Genomic DNA, 18,315 nt, shown 5'->3' with positions numbered 1-18,315 from the left:
GAGTGAACCATCATCACCGTCAACCTCGACGGGGCCCAGCAGCGAATCATCATCTCCCTCAACCTCGATGGGATCCAGCAGTGCACCATCAACACCGTCGACATCGATGGGGTCAAGCAGTGCTCCATCGACCTCGTCGAGTTCCAGCAGTTCACCATCATCTCCGTCAACTTCGATGGGACCCAGCAGTTCGCCATCAACACCCTCGACCTCGACGGAGTCCAGCAGTGCTCCATCAACACCCTCGACCTCGACGGGATCCAGCAGTTCTCCATCATCCAGTTCCTCTTCGAGTTCGTCCTCCTCAAGTTCATCGAGTAGTTCTAGCTCCTATGGCCCCTCTTCTCCTTCGGTTTCAACATCGGGGAGTACTTCTACCTCGACCTCTACATCAACCTCCACTTCAACTTCTAGTTCCCCCTCCACGTCTAGTTCTGGAGAAGATCGACAACATGACAATGGTCCCTGCACTTGCAATGGACAATCTAGTAGGCCTATTCGGTATTTTAATGGTCAGGTTGTGTTTGGCAGGACAGATATTGGAGCATCAGGTTACGGAATTCCCTGGCAGCACCGTCGGACCTACAACAATCAGCAGACTCCCACAAATGGCTTAAACATTGCAGTGGACGGGTTGGATATCGATCGAGGGAATGGCTGGAACTGGGTCGCCAGTGACTGGCCTCAACTTGAGCAATCTGATTTGGGTGGAACAGCATTACAATTTGTAGCCAATGCCAATTCTCAGATATTCTTCTCTCAAAATCCCACAACAGGAAATTATACATCTCAGTTCGGAAGCCTAACGACTCTTAAGGCTTCTGGAAGCGACTTGATTATGAAGCAGGCCGATGGGACTCTCTATAAATTTCATAATCTGACACATGGGAGTCGTCCAGGAGGGTTTGTCAGCTTAACTACCCCTGGCGGAAACAGCTTGGTTGTGACCCAGGAAAGTGGAGCCTTAATACAAGAGGTGCAGAGGAGCACCGTTGTTGGCGGAGAGACCATAACGGACGCTTTTGTTTACGAATATGGTAATACTGGCGGAGAGGAAGATCGACTCGTTATCTGCGAGTTGCGACGAAAAATTGGCAGCAATCCCTGGCAATCCATCGAGCGTGCACTCTACACCTACTATGGCGACAGCAGTGCTCATGGGAGTCTGGGGGATCTTGAAACCGTAATCCGTCAAACACCTGCTGAATCTGCAGGATCTTCGTCGTCTTCAGGAACTCTCTGGCAAGACGAAGGGACAGAGTATTATCGTTACCACAAGGCAGACAGCCTGACTGGCAATGCTCATGACCTCAAGTTTATCTGTCTTCCGGCCGCTTATGATCAGATGCTGGCAGATGGCCAATCTCCACTGACGGCTACTGATGCCACTCTTTTACTGTATGCGAATAATTATTTTGAATACGACTTCCATGATCGAGTGACTTTAGAAATCGCCGATGCTGGCGCAATCTCAATGTCGTTCGAATATGCCAGAAATCCCAACTATTTCGTCCCCAGTTCGTCTTCATCGTCCAGCACTCCTGTCGGAATTTATAACCCAAATATCTGGCTCTTCAAGACGACGGAAACTCTTCCCAATAGCACCCAGAAGATCAACTATGCAAACTATGCTGGCCAGACGATGCTCTCGGTCACCCGTTCTCCAATTGCGGGAACTTCTTCTTCCTCTTCCCAAGAGGCTTCGTATCGCGAATGGTGTGAGTTCAGTCGTTATGATGACCAGGGGCGGGGCATTCTCGCCGCTTCCCCTTCGGCGATCAGTGGCTACGATGAAGCTCACGATGATCTCTTGAATTACAATCCCATCACCGGGGAATACCAGTATCTCAAAGACAACACAGGATTAATTCGACTGACGGAGCATTACACAGAAGATCCGCCGCCGACCACTCCTTATCCCTACGGTTACACCAAGAATCAAAAAATCCAACAGGGACAACTCGGGACCAAAATCCTGCAACAGACTTGGGAATATGACTCCCATACAGCTAACGGGGAAACCATCTTCCCGGCCTCCAAAATGATCCAGTACCCGGATGACTCCAACAGCAGTGTCACGATTGAAACGACGTATGCCCACACCTACTACAGTGGCACCACACAAACCCAGCAGAAAACTACAACATTACCGGTGATTTCCACCAGCCAGAATGGGTCTGGAACCGCCAATACCTCCAAAGAGTATTACGACGAATTCGGCTACATGACCTGGTCGATGGATGAGCGGGGCTACCTCACGAAGTATGTGTACGATGTTGTCACGGGAGCCGTGGTTCAGCGAATTGACGATGTCGATACGTCGGTCACCAGCGGAGCCCCTTCAGGCTGGAGCACGCCTGCAGGTGGAGGACTGAATCTGATCACGGATTATGAGAACGATGACCGAGGTCGACAGATTCAGGAACTGGGGCCTGTGCACACGGTCGACTTGAATGGCACCGCAACTGCGGTCCGAACTGCCCAGTGGACCGTCTACGATGACGCGGCTTTCACCGTCCGAACCGCTCAAGGATATGCCACTGGGACGGCTCCGAGTTACACTTTCACACTGGTCAATCCAGTAAACATCACCATCAATGATGCCAATGGAAAAACCTTACAGCAAATCCAGGCGGTTCGCGCCTCGACCACTGGGAAGTTACTGGCGAGTGATACCTTTGCTCAGTCAGCCTACACGCGCTGGCAGACTAATCAGTACACAGATTGCTGCCTGCTCGCATCAATTCGAGTCTACCACAATATTCCAACTAGTGGAGAAGGCACTTCCGGGACTAACTACAACCAGACAGACTATGGTTACGATTCCCTCAAGCGTCGCAATCGGACAGTCTCTCCCGGAGGGACGATTAACTTTGCCGTTCTGGGTCCTCGGGGCTTGAGCTTGGCAAACTATGTCGGCACAAATGATGCAGGAGCCACCGAAGAGGATCCGACCGGCGGAGGAGCCTCCGGAAATAATATGGTGCTGGTCACAGCCAACCAGTATGACGAGGGGCTGCCCGGCGGAGACGGCAACCTGACTCGTCTGACTCAGTCTGTCGATGCCAGTATCTCGCGTGTGACCGACTACACCTACGACTTCCGTAATCGCCGGGTGACCACGACCGGAGAAGTCGATTACTTCGAGAAGGTCTATTACGACAACCTCGACCGTCAGACGAAGACCGAACGCTACGACACCTCCATTAGCGGCAACCTGATCGCCCGGCAGGAAATGAAATACGACGATCTGAGCCGGGTTTACGAATCGATCAATTACGGAGTCGATCCGGCGACCGGAACCGTCGGCAATGGCCTGACCGACCGAACCTGGTACGATCCGACTGGCAATGTCGTCAAGTCCTTCCCGTCGGGGTCCTCCCAGTGGACCAAAACTACTTACGACGGTTTGGGGCGAAGCGTGGTCACTTATGTGGGCTACGGCACCGACAGCAACTATGCGGCTGTGTTCAACGTGATAGGCGATGTCATTCTTGAGCAGTCGGAAATGGAATACGATGACGCGGGCAACACGCTGGAAATTGTCAACCGGCAACGCTATCACAATGCGCCCGATACTCAGACGGGAGCTTTGGGGACGCCTTCGACAACTCCCAAGGCGCGGGTGACGTATGTAGCTAGCTATTCTGATCCGATTGGACGCACGACCGACACTGCCAACTACGGCACCAATGGAGGAACTGCGCTGAGTCGATCGAGTACCGTTCCGGCTCGCTCGGATACGATCCTGATCACGTCCCAGCAATACAATGATGCAGGAGAGATCCTGCAGACGACCGACCCGGCTTCAATGATCACCCGGATGGAATATGACGATCAGGGACGACGGACTAGTGTAATTGAAAACTACGTCCAGATGGGAGCCTCATCTTCTTCACTGGGGTCGAGCAGTTCTGGAGGAGATTGCCCAGCGTCCGATGACATCAATCGCACGACCAACATGACATACGCGCCCGATGGAGAAATCGCCACGTTGACGGCGATCAACCCGAGTACCGGAAACCAGGTGACGACCTACACCTACGGCACAACGTTATCCGACTCCGAAATCGCTACCAGCCATTTGCTGCGGGAAGTCGAATATCCCGATGCGGCGACCAGCGACGATGTGGTTCGTTATGCCTACAATCGTCAGAGTCAGCAGATTTTAATGGTCGATCAGAACGGCAGCGTGCACCAGTTTGACTACGATTTACTCGGTCGACGGACACAGGATCGGGTAACGACCCTGGCTGGTGGTGTTGATGCAAGTGTAAGGCGGATTGAGACCGCTTATGATGTGCGAGGGTTGACGCAGCGGATTTCGAGTTACGATAACGCGGCGGTCGGCTCAGGGAGTGTGGTCAACGAGGTGAAGTTTGCGTACAATGATTTTGGGCAATCGATCACCGCCTGGCAGGCGCATGCAGGAGCTGTCGATACGATGAGTACGCCAAAGGTTCAATACGGCTATGCCGATGGCTCGGCTAATACCATCCGGGCAACTTCACTCACCTATCCGAACGGTCGTCAGCTCGATTATGACTATGGCTCTGCCAGTGGCATTGATGACTCGATCAGCCGGGTTGCGGAAATCATTGATCACACCCCCGATCAGATATTGGCCGCCTACAGTTACCTCGGAACTGGTACGGTCGTGGAGCAGGCTAGTCCGCAGCCGAATCTGCTCAATACACTGGTCAGCCTGACCGGCAGTGATGATCCCGACACGGGCGATATTTACGCAGGGTTGGATCGATTCGGGCGTGTGAAAGATTCCCGTTGGCGAAACTCGTCGACGAATACTGATCTCTCCCGCATCGAGTATGGCTACGACCGGGCTTCGAGCCGGATCTGGCGAAAGAATTTGAGTGATCCGAACCGCCATTACGACTGGCTCTACCGCTACGACGGCCTGCACCGCCTTAAAGATGGCCAGCGGGGGACTCTCAATGGGACTGAAACGGCCATCACCAGCCCGCAGTTTGCCCAATGCTGGACACTCGATGCCACCGGTAACTGGCAGCAATTCCGACAGGATGACAACGGCGATGCGAGTTGGAACCTCGTGCAGCAACGTGCCGCGAACACAGTTAATGAAATCACCGGCATTACGGCCACCACGGGATCAAACTGGGCAACACCTGTGTATAACCCCAACGGCAATATGACCACCATCCCCCGCCCCGACCTGTCCCAACCGGACTGGGCGAACTTCACCGCCGACCAGTGGGACACCTTCACGGCTGACGAATGGGATCAATTCCAGGTCGTCAATCAGATGACAGCCACTTACGACGCCTGGAACCGCCTGACGAAACTGACAGGCCCCAGCGGCACTCTGCAGGAGAACCAGTACGAAGGCCGCAACTTCCGGATTGTCAAAAAGAGTTACACCGATGGCATCCTAGCAGAAACCCGACACGCCTACTTCACCGACGGCTGGCAAAATATCGAGGAACGAGTCGATACGGACGGTTCACCTGATCGCCACTTCGTCTGGGGAATACTCTACATCGACGATCTGATCCTCAGAGATCGCAGCACTATCGGCACACTTAACGAACAACTTTACGCCATGCAGGATGCCAACTGGAACGTTACGGGAACAGTGGACACCAGTGGAGCAGTTAGTAAACGAATCGAATACGATCCGTGTGGTAGCCTGACCTGGCTTGATGCCAGCTTTTTGGAGCAGACCGCATCAGCCAGTGATTGGGAGACGACGTACTGCGGATATGGCTGGGACTCTGGTGTGGCTTTATATTGCGTGAGACATCGTTGGTATCATTCAAGCATGGGAGAGTGGGTGACAAGAGATCCAATTGGATATTCAAACACTTTTAATTTATACGGCTACGTTTCGAATAGACCCCTACGCTTCTCCGATCCTTTTGGCTTACAAGAAAATCCCTTTGATCCACCCGATGGTACTGAAGAATGTACTTCCCATGTAAAAAGAGAAAATGGAACCGTAAGCTACTCCATGATTGTAACCTGCACTGAAACATGTGAATGTCCTAATGGTTGGCAAACTGTAGTAGATCAAGAAAGAAAGTCGTTGAACATTAAATACCCTTTAGAAAATGCTATGGGCGTATCTGACTTTTTACGGCAAGTAAACAGTATGGCTAATATGTATTGTGCAAATATACGACCAGCACTTCAAAACAGAGCACTTGATCAATGTGACAGGTGGATTCAATTTTGAAATGCACGGGTTGATGGAAAAAGAGTGACATTCGTGAGATGGTTTGTTTTGACCAAACGACCATCAATCCTACTAAGAAGAAATCACGAATGTCACACACGCATCTTACTGCTGAGGAACGTGATTCCATAGCGCACATGCACGCCCTGGGACACTCTCGAATAGAAATTGCGCGCGAGTTATCCCGAGACCCCAGCACGATCTCCCGAGAACTGCGGCGGAATTCGGATGCGACCGGGAAGTATTTCGCCGGGAAAGCCGACCGCAAAGCGCGACGGCGTCGACAACTCTGCAAACTCCCCTGGAAACTCAACCACGCTCCGCTCAAAGAATTCCTGCTCGATAAGTTGTCTCTCAAGTGGTCGCCGGAACAGATTGCAGGTCAACTCTTGCGACTGCATCCTCGGGAGGCCAGAATGCGAATATCCATTGAGACGATTTACGCCTGGATCAAAGCAAACAAAAAGCAGGGCGGCAACATCTACAGGCAGCTGCGTCAATCGAGAAAGAAACGCCGCAAACGCTACGGCACAGGGATCTCCAGACGATGCGACCCGACCAAAAAGCCAATGGATCAGCGACCGGTTTCTGCACGCAATCGTTCGCGGATCGGGCACTGGGAATCGGATACCATCGAGGGTCAAAAGGGGACCGGCTACATTGTCACGCATGTCGAACGCAAGACCGGCTATCTTGTGGCGAGCTATCTGCCGGACAAGAAAGCATCGACGTTGAACGCGGCTTCGGTGTTTGCGTTTGAGGGGTTGCCATCGTCATTGATTCGAACTTTGACGACGGACAACGGGAGTGAGTTTTCGGGTCATCGAGAGTTGGAGCAAGCCCTGCATTGTGCGATCTATTTTGCTCCGGCTCGCCAGCCGTGGCAACGCGGCCAGAATGAGAACACCAACGGGCTTCTGCGGCAATACTTCCTGAAGGGGAGCGATTTCCGTAAACTGAAAGCCGAGGATATTCAAGCGGCTGTGATGGAGTTGAACAACCGGCCTCGCAAAAAGTACCAATTCAAATCACCACACGAACTGTTCGAACCCAAAACCCGTGCATTTCAAAATTGAATCCACCAGCCTCCTTTAAGATCGCCATTCCGTGGAAACCAGAAATTTTTGATCTGTGCTGACTGGTCAGGATTAGAAACTGAAAACCCCGCATCCAACCCGATTGAAGACAATCCACCGGAAATAGAAACTGATCCATCTGTTTCATCGGGTATAAGCTCAAGATTCGTGGTAGTCCGACGATAAACTGATTTCCAGACAGCTGCGGTCACTGTTGCATCGACGCACATCCAAAGTGTCTGGCTAGTTTTGTTGAGCCACATGGAACCAGCAAAGTAACCCTTGCTATCATCATCCGTTGAACCTGGATCTGAGTCAGAGACATTGGGGGCACGATCTCCAAGGGTCATAAAATCATCAGTTAATGCCTGCCCTCCGTCTCCGCTTGGAGATTCAACAACCTGCAGGCCTTTGTAATTTACAAGTGACGCCATTAGTGCTCCTTTATTCAACTCGAAGTCGATTTTACTGGAAAATGATTAATTCTTTTAACTTAAGCAATTCAGTTGCGCTAAAATTAGATTCCTAGGGAGACAGGATAATTCACGAGAAGGATTAAGCCCTAACGCTAAAACCCCAGAGACAGATAGCCCCAGCAAAAGTTAAGCAATGGAAATTTTGCACAGTTACAACTAACCCATAATAAGTGGACCCACACCCACCTTAATCTCGCGAGAGAAGGGCGACGCATCCTTCTCGATTGTCGTCGCAGCTTTCTACGCGGCAATTTGCCAAAGCGAGAAACCCAGGAAAGCTTAACTGGCAACAGATCCAACCAGGGACGTAATACCATCCGTGAATACCTTCGAAATTTCTTCACAGCGGTTGGGCAGTACGGACAGGCACCACACAAACTGCCGCATCTCCCGTTCAGCGATTTCTTCATCCGGGGAGCGTGAGGCCCGCCATTCATCGGCAGCCAGTTCACCAGCACTCAAAAACAGATTGTGAGCAGCCGACCAGCGGAAGCCGAGTGTGTCGGTGGCAGGAGAGTCTCCGGTTACATGGGCATTCTCATCAATATTCTGTCCGGAATGCAATAGCACGGACTTTTGATTGGCAACACTTCGATCACTTTCCGACCACGGAGCACCACATTCTCCACAGATAAACTGTCCCTGCATGCGGGCCTCAGCTTGAGACTTGGCCTGTTTCCAGCCACGGAGTTGTTCGCGTTCCATGACCACATGCTGATTGCAATGAGGGCAGGGGAGTAGGATCCGGCTCTGCGTGCCCTGCTGATATTCCTGCCAGGTGCGGCCTTCCTGCGTGCTCACCGTACACTCGAGATAGATGCGTTTGCGGGAACCGTATGCCCGGGTACGGGCTTCGAGTTGGGTGATCTTGTCCGCTTCACGACTCCTGGTTCCCGCCTGATCCATGCCATCCGTTTCGGTGATGACAACCACGCGTGAGGTAAAACCCGCACGAGATTTATCCCCTCCGCCTCCCGACATAAATTTGAGAGTGGCTCCATTCAAAAACTGGATTGCCTCCGTCTTACCGCCACGCGAACCACCACCTTTAGTCGGCATCAAGTCTCGATACTTCGAACGCTCAATTACTGGCAGCAAATCCTCTCGCCATTTGTCGGAGGCCATGTCCATATCGGGCAACCCGCAGATAACCGTCTCGCCAACCTCAAACAGGTGATAGAGCAGGGGGATTAAAAAACAACTCAATGTCTTGCCGGACTGTGTGGGACCAGTCGCCACGAACCGGTTCCAGTTCCCAGTATCAATGGCTTCGAACCACAAGCGAGTGTAAGGCTGACGCTGACAGTCAAACCGTCGTCCCTGATACGGACCATCCGGAATGATAATCTCCTGCTCGGCGAAGTCCCGCATCGAACGCACCTTGGAGGTCTTCGATTGCCTGAGCAGCCAGCGGAGTTCGGAGCGGGTGACCGTCTTCATGAGGATTGGTCCTCGTCGCAGGAGGGAGCATCACGATCACAGATTTTCGAGATACACCGTTCGGCTTCTTCCAGTCCGTCGTTGAGGATTTCCACGGCGTCGTTGCCGAACTGACGCTGCAGCATCTCGCCAGCCGTTCTGAGAATAGCAGCGATCTGGCCCAGTCCGAGTCTGATCTCATCGCGTGGAATCAATTGTCCTTCACGCTCCAGACGATCGAGTTTGGCCAGGATGGCTCGCTCTTCCCGATAGCGTTCCAGAGCCGGGCTCGATATCGCGGCATCAAGGAGATCATCGTCTTCCGATAATCGTCGGGCATTGGCGGCAAGAAAATCATGCAACGATCGCACCACGCGTGACAGATTGATAGTCTTCTCACCGAACGGGATCCCATACTTCTCAGCCTGCTCATGCAGCACCTTGGTCTGGCGACCCGACATCTCGCGCCAGTGTTTCTGCGGGATCGATTCATAGTATTGCCAGCGTCGCTCTTCTTCCTGTTGCTTCTCATAACGCTTCAAGGCTGAGCGTTCTTCAGCGGTGACCGATTCGCCAGCCATGACCTTGCGATAGGCCCGCGTGGCGGTCTCTTTTTCCAGGCGCTCGGCCACACCCAGTCGTGGTTTAGCAGTCGCTTTTGTGGCATTATTTTTAGAGGCACGTGACATGAATTGAAGTCCACTCCAGTGGTTTTCGAAACAGGCGAATAAAAAACGGCTTCAAAGAATCGACGTAAGTTGTTTTAAAGCACCCTCAAAATCGGTCTATTTTGCTCCTGTTTTGACACCCGGAATGGCCCCATTTGAGCCTCAATTCACCCGAAATCTCGCTTACCGTCAAAATGGCCAAAAGTAAGCGAAAAATCGAATCCGGGATGGACCAGATTGACGAAAATGCCTATAATTACGGGACCTGCCAGGTGGCGTTCTGAGCCACATCAATTCTTACTTACCGCCGATAAATCACCCATAACGCACAAAAAAGCCGCCGTGGGGAGAACCGCGCGCAAAACCTCCCCGAGTCGTACTCTATGCGAACACGGGCTAGTTGAGCTGGGAGCCTTTCGTATCAATAAGTTACGTCGATCGGCCATCGTCGAGTTTTACCCTTGGAACCCTTTTCCTACCACGCCCAAGCCGAAATCCAAGCCGAAGGAGCCGCGATATGATCGAATGAAATTGGCTCACCACTACCAGTCGTTGCTTGACTCAGGGAAGGTCAAAACACGGGCGGAACTCGCTCGCCATCTAGGAGTCAGCAGAGCGAGAGTGACTCAGGTCCTAAAGCGATTGGGTGAGGAAGTTCGTTAGTTCAAATCTGGTTGCCCCCGGGGCGACAAGACACGGTTAGAACTTTTTCGCCGTGGCATCGTCGACCTGCAAACATCGCAACCACTGGTTTGCAGACATGTTGCGGCAGTACTTGCGTAATCCGTTTGCAGGATCAACGAACTCAATTGGTTCTTGCGATTTCGCGCATCGGTCGGAACACCGATGCGAGTTTGAGACTTTTCTAGGCCGCTGAAGTTTGTCCAACTTCGGCACCTTGGCTTCTAAGCGAATGTGCAGCGGTCGTTTCGACCTCAGTAGAACGGCGAGGTATTCAGGAAATGTCCTGACGCGAGGGCAGGGCTTCTGGCTTCTGCCCACCCCACCAGGACTGTCCGAACCAGTTCCCAACTCATATACCCCGCAGTCGCAGGTTCGGATTCTGCCAACTCCCAACTCCATTACCCGGAGTACGGTCTGGGTGCAGCCCCAAGGTGCCGACCAGCAGTCCGCGTAAGCCATCTATTTTGACCTGCTCACGAATGGGAGTGATCCCGTTTCGCTGCCGGCGGGATTCGTCGGCTCAGTTGCCGGCGTCAGTTCGCCGGTGTTGAGGAATGCGTCGAGGCAGTTTCGGCATGTCTCAACGTCAAGTTGTTCGGTCGCGATCCAGTCTGGAATGTAGTACGTGTCGAGATATCGTTCGCCGCCGTCACAGATAACGGTCACGATGCTGCCGGTTTTGCCCGCCGTAACCATTTCTGACATGAGTTGACATGCGGCATACAGATTCGTTCCAGTTGAACCGCCGCATTCGCGGTCCAAGAGTTGTTCGAGTGTGTGGATGGCCGCGATCGATGCCGCGTCAGGGACTTCGATGATTCGGTCGACGACTGATCGAATGAACGAAGGCTCCACGCGCGGGCGACCAATGCCTTCAATGCGGGGCGGAATGTCGGAGGTGAGCGTTGTGTCCCCGTGCGCCAGAATTCGGCGAACACGGAGTTGTCTGGGTCGGCCACGCACAGTCGGGTCGAAAGCTTCTGGTATCGGATGTAGCGTCCGACGTTCCGCCAGTCCCGGCACTCATCACGACCCACGTTGGTTCTGAATGGCGTTCGCAGCTCATCTGGCGGAACGGCGAGTCGGCGATGTTGTTGTTTCCACGCCAGTCGTTTGCTCGTTCCGCGTATGTGAATTGGTCCATGTAGTGGCCGTTCAACTCGCGCGTAAGCTGACCTGCAGCCGTTTCAATTTCGGTGTCGTCAACCAAGTGACATGTGCCACCTAGAAACTCGATCTTGTGAATCTTTTCCTTCGAGTTTCTGGCCGGAATGACCGTGTGAAACGGACTCGACGATCTTAACTGGCTTTCCAGTGTTTTGGGGGCTGACGTCACAGCACCCCCCAAATTTACTCGCAAGTGCTCCAACATTTCTGTTGGCAGGGGGACGTAGTCCGTGCCATCTGACCGACCAATGTCATCGGGATCGAGCCAAAATGACTCGCTGTCGCGGTCAGCGGTTGCGTCACCGCCGGTCAGGATTTCAAATGTCTGGGGACGACTGCGCAGCGCGACAATCGACCAGGACAAGTGCCTGATCGTGCAGAATTCAACTAATTCGTGTGCCGCCATTTTCATGGGCCGTAAGCGGCTTATTCATCTTAAGGAGTTCGGGAGCTTGCTCCTCGATGACTTCGTACGCCTTGATGACAGCCATTGCTAAATGGCATTTGACCCGGGTCGCGATGTGGAACTTAATGCGGAAACTGCGTTGCTGCAATGGTCGGAATACGCCCTTCAACGTAAGCCGAATTTGGTTCAGCGGGTGGCTTAGTATTTTGAAGGGAGGCGGGAAGATGAGTGACGCTGGATGGCTTTGGGTGTGACAACAAGATCGTTTTATAATCAGCAACCACCGGCAGAGCCGGTGGTATGAGGAAGCCCCCTAAAAGGGGGCGTGTGTAAACGCCTGACTTCGAGCACGCGGATTCATTTTCAACGTAGTCTTCAGTTTTCGCACACCTGTTTGGGAGAACCGATCACAGTTCGTCAGCAATTGCAGATTGGGCAGCCTTCGCCCTTCCTGAACCCGGGACGACGTTCAACCGCCACTCGGCTGCACGGACTCACACCGACTGCTGGGTGGGCATGCGAAATCTGGATCGATACCGTTCGTCTTTTATGCTCATTCAGATGAACCAAACCTTACACAACAATCACGCAGGAAACGGCAGATCCTGTTCAATTCTCACCAGCAGAGCTGGTGGATTAGCTTGGATTTAGAGTGCTGTGTTGGTTTTATCACTCAACACAAATTCTAGGGAAAGGTAACTATAGGTGACTCGCTTCACTTAGGCTGCAATCCCTCTCGTTCAGTACATCCGCCGGCGGAAGAGCCACGCCGCCGAATTGAGCGTGACGGTGGCAATCAGTGCCATCGGCCAGAACTGGTCGACGAGCAATCGGAATGACGCCCCTTCCAGAAACGTTCCGCGCAGGACGATCAGAAAATAACGCAGGGGATTAACGTATGTAATCGTCTGGACCGCGGGAGGCATATTGGCGATGGGGGTCGAGAATCCGGAGAGAATGATCGCTGGCACTAGAAAGAGAAAGGCGCCGAGCAACGCTTGCTGCTGGGTCACAGCTAACGACGAAATCATCAGTCCCACGCCAATGGCGGCGAGCACAAACAACACAACTCCGACATAGAGCGTGAGCAGGGACCCGACGAACGGGACGCGAAACCAGAAGACGGCGGCTGCAATGATGATCGTTGCTTCGGCAACGCCGATGATGAAGCCGGGGGTTGCCTTGCCGACCAGAATCTCCCAGGGACGATACGGCGTCACCAGCAACTGGTCGAAGGTGCCTTGTTCGCGTTCACGAGCGACCGAGAGCGCCGTGACCAGCATCGTCACCACCAGCGTCAAAATGCCGACGATACCCGGCACGATGAACCAGCGGCTCTGTTGGTTCGGGTTGAACCACGAGCGGACTTCCAAGCGCGCGGGCGCCGCCGTAAGCCCGCGATCAGACGCCCACTCGGTGTTAAAGTCATTGACGATGCGACGGGCGTAACCGAGTGTGATCAGCGCCGTGTTGGAATCGCGGCCGTCCAAAATGACTTGCACGTCAGTTCGCCCGTCGCGATGCAGATCGCGAGTGAACGTCGGGCCGATGTGCAGGACGACCAGCGCCTTGCGGCTGTCAACCAACGGCGCAATTTCGTCGAGGTGAGTAATCGTAGCGACTCGGTGGAAGTTGCGCGAGCCGTCGAACCGTGCTACCAGGTCGCGCGAGGCCTCGCCGGGGCTCTCGTTGTACACTGCCAGCGGAACATCCGTCACGTCGAACGTCGCCGCATAACCGAACACCAGCAACTGTACAATTGGCGGGCCAATAATCACGAACCGGCTCTTCGGGTCCTTCAACAGGGCCAGAAATTCCTTGTGGATCAATGCGAGTAGTCGTGACACCGTCGATCTCCTAGTGCGGCATGGCCGCAACCAAATGCGAGCTAACGTTCGGCAACGCTCCGTTGTCGCTCCGGAAAGATGCACGTAAGGTTGAAGGCAGTTTTTTCAAAAGACTCTAATCCAGCCGCTTGCGTGAAAGTCGCCGCGTGAGGCCCAGGAAGATCGTTGCCATCACGGCCAGGGCGGCGCAGTTGGGCAGGATGACCGACCAGACGTCGCCGGCCAGGAAATTCGTTTTCAAGATCGACACGTAATACCGAGCCGGGATGATGTGCGTGATCCACTGGATTGGCCGGGGCATGCTGCCAATGTCGAAGATGAAACCGGACAGGATGAACGCTGGCAAAAACGTTGTGATGATGGCGACCTGAGCCGCGACGAACTGCACGCGCGTGACCGTCGAGATAAACAGACCCATGCCCAGCGCCGTCAACAGAAACAGCGACGAACCAACAAGCAGCACCCAGATCGAGCCGCGCAGAGGCACTTCAAACAACCACACGCCCATCACGACCGATAACGCCAGCCCGCCCATCCCCAGGATGAAATAGGGTAGAATTTTCCCCAGTAGCACTTCCAACATCGAAACCGGCGTGACCATCAATGCTTCCATGGTCCCGCGTTCCCATTCGCGGGCCATCAACAGAGCAGTCAACAGCGCCCCGATGAGCGTCATGACGACAGCTACGACACCCGGCACCAGATAGTTGCGGCTGCGGACGTTGGCGTTGAACCAGATGCGGTGTTCGACGTTGACCGGTGCGGCGAAAGTCTGGCCGAATTCGATGGCCCGATGTTCCAGCCATTTCGCATAGACTCCCTCGACATAACCATTCACGATTCTCGCTGTGTTCGCGTCGACGCCGTTAACGATTAATTGGACCGACGCGCCGCCTGGCCGACGGAGCTTCTCGGAGAAATCCTGCCGTAAGTGCAGGATTGCGTCGACTCGCCGCTGCATCAGCAATTCTTTGGCCGCCGGCATGCCGTGTATGTACTTCGGCTCGAAATAGAGCGAGTGTTCCAGTTCGCCGCAGAAGCTGGTTGTGTCCGACGTCGGCTGCTCGACCACGATTGCAATCGGCACATGCTCGGCATCGAGCGATACGCCGTACCCAAACAACAGCAGCAACACGACCGGCAGCACAAATGCGATCGCCAGCGCGCTGGGATCGCGCAGCACCTGCAAGAACTCTTTGCGGACGAGCCCGCGCATTCGCATCAATGCTCCGCCGCGTTGGCTGCTCATTCGTTTGGCCTCGATGGTGCTAGGGACTCTTCCTGCGTTTCGATCAAGTGAATAAAAGCGTCTTCCATGGTTGGTTCGGGATTTTCCTCGGAGCTGGCGCTCTGTTTGATTTCCTGTGGTGTGCCGAAGGCGAGCACTTCGCCGGCCATCATGATGGCCATGTGGTCGCAGTATTCGGCTTCTTCCATGAAGTGCGTTGTGACCAGTACCGTGACTCCGGCCGAGGCCAGTGTGTTGATGCGGTGCCAAAACTCGCGGCGGGCCAGCGGATCGACTCCCGAAGTGGGTTCGTCGAGGAAGATGATCTCCGGTTCGTGCATCAACGAGCAGGCCAGGGCCAACCGCTGTTTGTAACCCAACGGCAAGGCACCGCTGTTATCGTCCAGCACCGGTTTGAGTTCGAACTCGTCGGTGGCCCAGTCGACGCGGTCACGACGTCGGCGACCGGAAAGACCATAGGCGCTGCTGAAGAACTGTAAGTTATCGGCGACGCTAAGCGTTCCGTACAGGGAGAACTTCTGTGACATATAACCGATGCGAGCCCGCGCTTTGGCGGCCGTCTTGCGGACGTCGATACCGGCCACCTGCAGCTTGCCGTCGCTGGCCGGCAGTAATCCGCAGAGCATGCGGAACATAGTCGTCTTGCCCGCCCCGTTGGCTCCCAGCAACCCAAACACTTCGCCGCGCGTGACGTCGAACGAGATGCCTTTGACCGCGTAAAAGTCGCCGAACCGACGCTTGACGTCGCGCACGATGATGACGGTGCCATCGGCATCGCTCGGCTTGCCGTTTGAATCCGTCGCCGTCCGTTCCGGCGGCTTCATGCCTTCGCCGTGGCGCTCGCGCAGCATGGTGATAAAGCCGTCTTCAAAGCGGGGCGGCACGGCATCAACCGTGGCGGACTTCTCGTCGGGCAGCAGTGTCTCGACGGACGGTTCTGCATCGCGGGCCAACACCAAACGGACCGCGTCACCTTGAATCACCGCATCCACCACGCCCGGCTGACCGGCCAACATCTCCTGCACATCGCGGTTCTTGCGGTTGGGAATGCGGACTTTGAACGTATGGCCGGCCAGCGGATCGCTGAACTGGCTGGGCGGGCCTTGACCGATCAACTGGCCTTCGTCCAGCATGATGACTTCGTCACACCGTTCCGCTTCGTCAAGATACGCCGTGCTCAGCAGCACCGTCGTTCCTTCCTCTTTGACAAAGCGCGCGACGATCGCCCACAACTCGCGGCGCGAGACCGGATCGACACCCACGGTCGGTTCATCGAGCAGCAGCAATCGCGGCGGATGGACCAGCGTGCAAGCCAGGCCGAGCTTCTGTTTCATCCCGCCCGACAACTTGCCGGCCAAACGCTTCGTGAAAGGAGCCAGTCCGGTCATATGCATCAATTCGTCGTACCGCGTTTTCCTCGCACTGACCGGAACGCCTTGCAAATCAGCATACAAATCAAGGTTCTCCTGCACGCTCAGGTCTTCATAGAGCCCGAACCGCTGCGGCATGTAACCGACGCTGGCTTGCACCGTCAGCGTTTGGCGAGCCGCATCAAGGCCCAGCACGTTGACCGTTCCGCTGTCTGCTCGCAGGAGCCCGGCCGCCAGTCGCATCAATGTCGTCTTGCCCGCTCCGTCGGGACCGATCAAACCGGTAATCTTGCCGACATGGACCTCGACATCCAGATTCTTGACGGCCGTCACGATCCGACTGCCGGCACGAAACGACTTCGTGACGTTTTGGCAGGTCAGCGCGATCTGATCGTCGGTGGTCATACGGGCTGTCATCTGTTGAGGATTGGGAGACGGATTGAGTGGATGGCTATTGATTCGATCAGCGTTGATCGGGTTCGTGTTTCTCCGCGTTCTACTTCTTCTCGGAAGACGGCCGCCGGGATTGATCGAGGGGAATCTTCACGGTGGCCGGCATCCCCAGCCGGAGTTCGTTGTTCGGATTTTTGACGAATACTCGAATCTGATACACCAACTTGGTGCGCAGCTCGCGCGTTTCGACCGGCTTGGGCGTGAACTCGGCGGTTGGCGAGATGAATCCGATCCGGCCTTCATACTCTTTGTCCGGAAAGCTGTCGGTGATGACCGTCGCTTTCATGCCTTCGTGAATTTTTCCCAGATCCGGCTCGGAGACATAAGCCCGCACCCACACCGGATCGGTCAGCGCCATGGTAAACACCGTTTTCTGTGGCGAAGCCATGTCGCCAACCTCCAGAATACGGTCTTGGATGATGCCATCCGACGGTGCGTAGAGAGAGGCATCCTTCAGGTCGTGCTCCACTTGGGCCAGTTCGGCTTCGTATCGTTTGAGCAAGGCTTTCGCTTCATCCTTGTCCTCCTTTCTCGGCCCGGCCACCGCCAGATCCAGCTCTGCCTGGCGAGCCTTCACTTGCGCCTCAGCCGAATCATAAGCTGCTCGGGCGTCGTCCAATTCCTGTTGAGTCACCGCGTCCCGTTCGCGCAGTCTGGTAATTCGTTCGTACGTTCGTTTCGTATCTGTGGCGAGTGCTTTCGCTGCGGCGACATCCGCGCGAGCCTTTGCGATCTCCTCAGGACGGGAGCCCGCTTCGAGACGTGCGACAACCTGACGCTGCGATTCCACGATCGCCTTCGCACGCTCAACGGCATACTCCAACCGCTCGGAATCCAGTTTCGCCAGCAAGTCGCCTTTCGTAATGCGATCTCCTTCTTCGACGAGCAGTTCGCCGATTCGTTCGTTGCCATTGATCGCCAATTCGACCTGTCGTACGTCAACGTTGCCGAACACCGTGAGTTCATCGGCATCGCTGTCGTTGTGCTGATTCTGCCAATACCAAATCCCGAAGCCCGCGCCGCCAAGGAGACAGACCACAAGAAGGACTCGCATAATTTGTTTCATTTCGTCAATCTAATTATTCAAGAGTTATTGTGGTCTCTTGCCAGGACGGCGACCGTTCGGGCCGCAACGTCATAAAAGTGATCTTCCAATGATCCACCAGACGCCTCGCGAATATTGTAGTGTGACTCGCGCGACGTGTCGATAACACATTGCCACTGGTACGGCCGGCCTTCATGCAACTGAATTGTACCACCTCCGAACTCGCGTTGAACATAGGCCGTTT

General features: G+C 54.5%; 11 protein-coding genes. 2 read left to right on the top strand and 9 right to left on the bottom strand.

Going from position 1 to position 18,315, the window contains the following annotated elements; translation table 11 throughout:
- Positions 1–520 precede the first annotated feature (520 nt).
- Both Pan54_RS11720 and Pan54_RS11715 read left to right on the top strand, forming a co-directional pair.
- Positions 521–6,211 (top strand): RHS repeat domain-containing protein, encoded by a 5,691-nt coding sequence (locus Pan54_RS11720; protein ID WP_146503658.1) that lies wholly within the window; start codon positions 521–523, stop codon positions 6,209–6,211.
- 89 nt (positions 6,212–6,300) lie between these two features.
- Positions 6,301–7,287, top strand: coding sequence for an IS30 family transposase (locus Pan54_RS11715; RefSeq protein WP_165441826.1), 987 nt, complete (start codon positions 6,301–6,303; stop codon positions 7,285–7,287).
- Here Pan54_RS11715 and Pan54_RS11710 read toward each other — a convergent pair.
- The 9 genes from Pan54_RS11710 to Pan54_RS11675 form a co-directional block, all read right to left on the bottom strand.
- Positions 7,278–7,721, bottom strand: a complete 444-nt coding sequence (locus tag Pan54_RS11710) for a hypothetical protein (RefSeq protein ID WP_146503657.1) — start codon at positions 7,719–7,721, stop codon at positions 7,278–7,280. The genes Pan54_RS11715 and Pan54_RS11710 overlap by 10 nt on opposite strands.
- 321 nt (positions 7,722–8,042) lie before the next feature.
- Positions 8,043–9,203: a phage terminase large subunit family protein gene (locus tag Pan54_RS11705; RefSeq protein WP_146503656.1), complete on the bottom strand. Its 1,161-nt coding sequence runs from the start codon at positions 9,201–9,203 to the stop codon at positions 8,043–8,045.
- Entirely contained in the window at positions 9,200–9,871 is a 672-nt protein-coding gene (locus tag Pan54_RS11700; protein WP_146503655.1) for a hypothetical protein, read from the bottom strand. The genes Pan54_RS11705 and Pan54_RS11700 overlap by 4 nt, the downstream gene beginning before the upstream one ends.
- Before the next feature lie 1,122 nt (positions 9,872–10,993).
- Entirely contained in the window at positions 10,994–11,389 is a 396-nt protein-coding gene (locus tag Pan54_RS26655; RefSeq protein ID WP_165441740.1) for a hypothetical protein, read from the bottom strand.
- Positions 11,390–11,408: 19 nt separating this feature from the next.
- The gene (locus Pan54_RS26650; protein WP_165441739.1) at positions 11,409–12,107 is read right to left on the bottom strand and encodes a hypothetical protein; all 699 of its coding nucleotides are present in this window, start codon (positions 12,105–12,107) and stop codon (positions 11,409–11,411) included.
- A gap of 740 nt (positions 12,108–12,847) precedes the next feature.
- Positions 12,848–13,954, bottom strand: coding sequence for an ABC transporter permease (locus Pan54_RS11690; RefSeq protein ID WP_146503654.1), 1,107 nt, complete (start codon positions 13,952–13,954; stop codon positions 12,848–12,850).
- 115 nt (positions 13,955–14,069) lie between these two features.
- A complete protein-coding gene (locus tag Pan54_RS11685) occupies positions 14,070–15,203 on the bottom strand; it encodes an ABC transporter permease (protein WP_146503653.1) in 1,134 nt (377 codons plus the stop codon).
- Positions 15,200–16,978, bottom strand: coding sequence for an ATP-binding cassette domain-containing protein (locus Pan54_RS11680; RefSeq protein WP_146503652.1), 1,779 nt, complete (start codon positions 16,976–16,978; stop codon positions 15,200–15,202). Before Pan54_RS11680 ends, Pan54_RS11685 begins: the two co-directional genes overlap by 4 nt.
- A 91-nt stretch (positions 16,979–17,069) precedes the next feature.
- Positions 17,070–18,092: an efflux RND transporter periplasmic adaptor subunit gene (locus Pan54_RS11675; RefSeq protein ID WP_146503651.1), complete on the bottom strand. Its 1,023-nt coding sequence runs from the start codon at positions 18,090–18,092 to the stop codon at positions 17,070–17,072.
- Positions 18,093–18,315 lie beyond the last annotated feature (223 nt).

The sequence above is a fragment of the Rubinisphaera italica genome, from assembly GCF_007859715.1.
In the GTDB taxonomy this organism is placed as follows: Bacteria; Planctomycetota; Planctomycetia; order Planctomycetales; family Planctomycetaceae; genus Rubinisphaera; species Rubinisphaera italica.
Note: the sequence above shows the minus strand (reverse complement) of the source record. Positions and strands in the feature narration are given on the sequence as shown.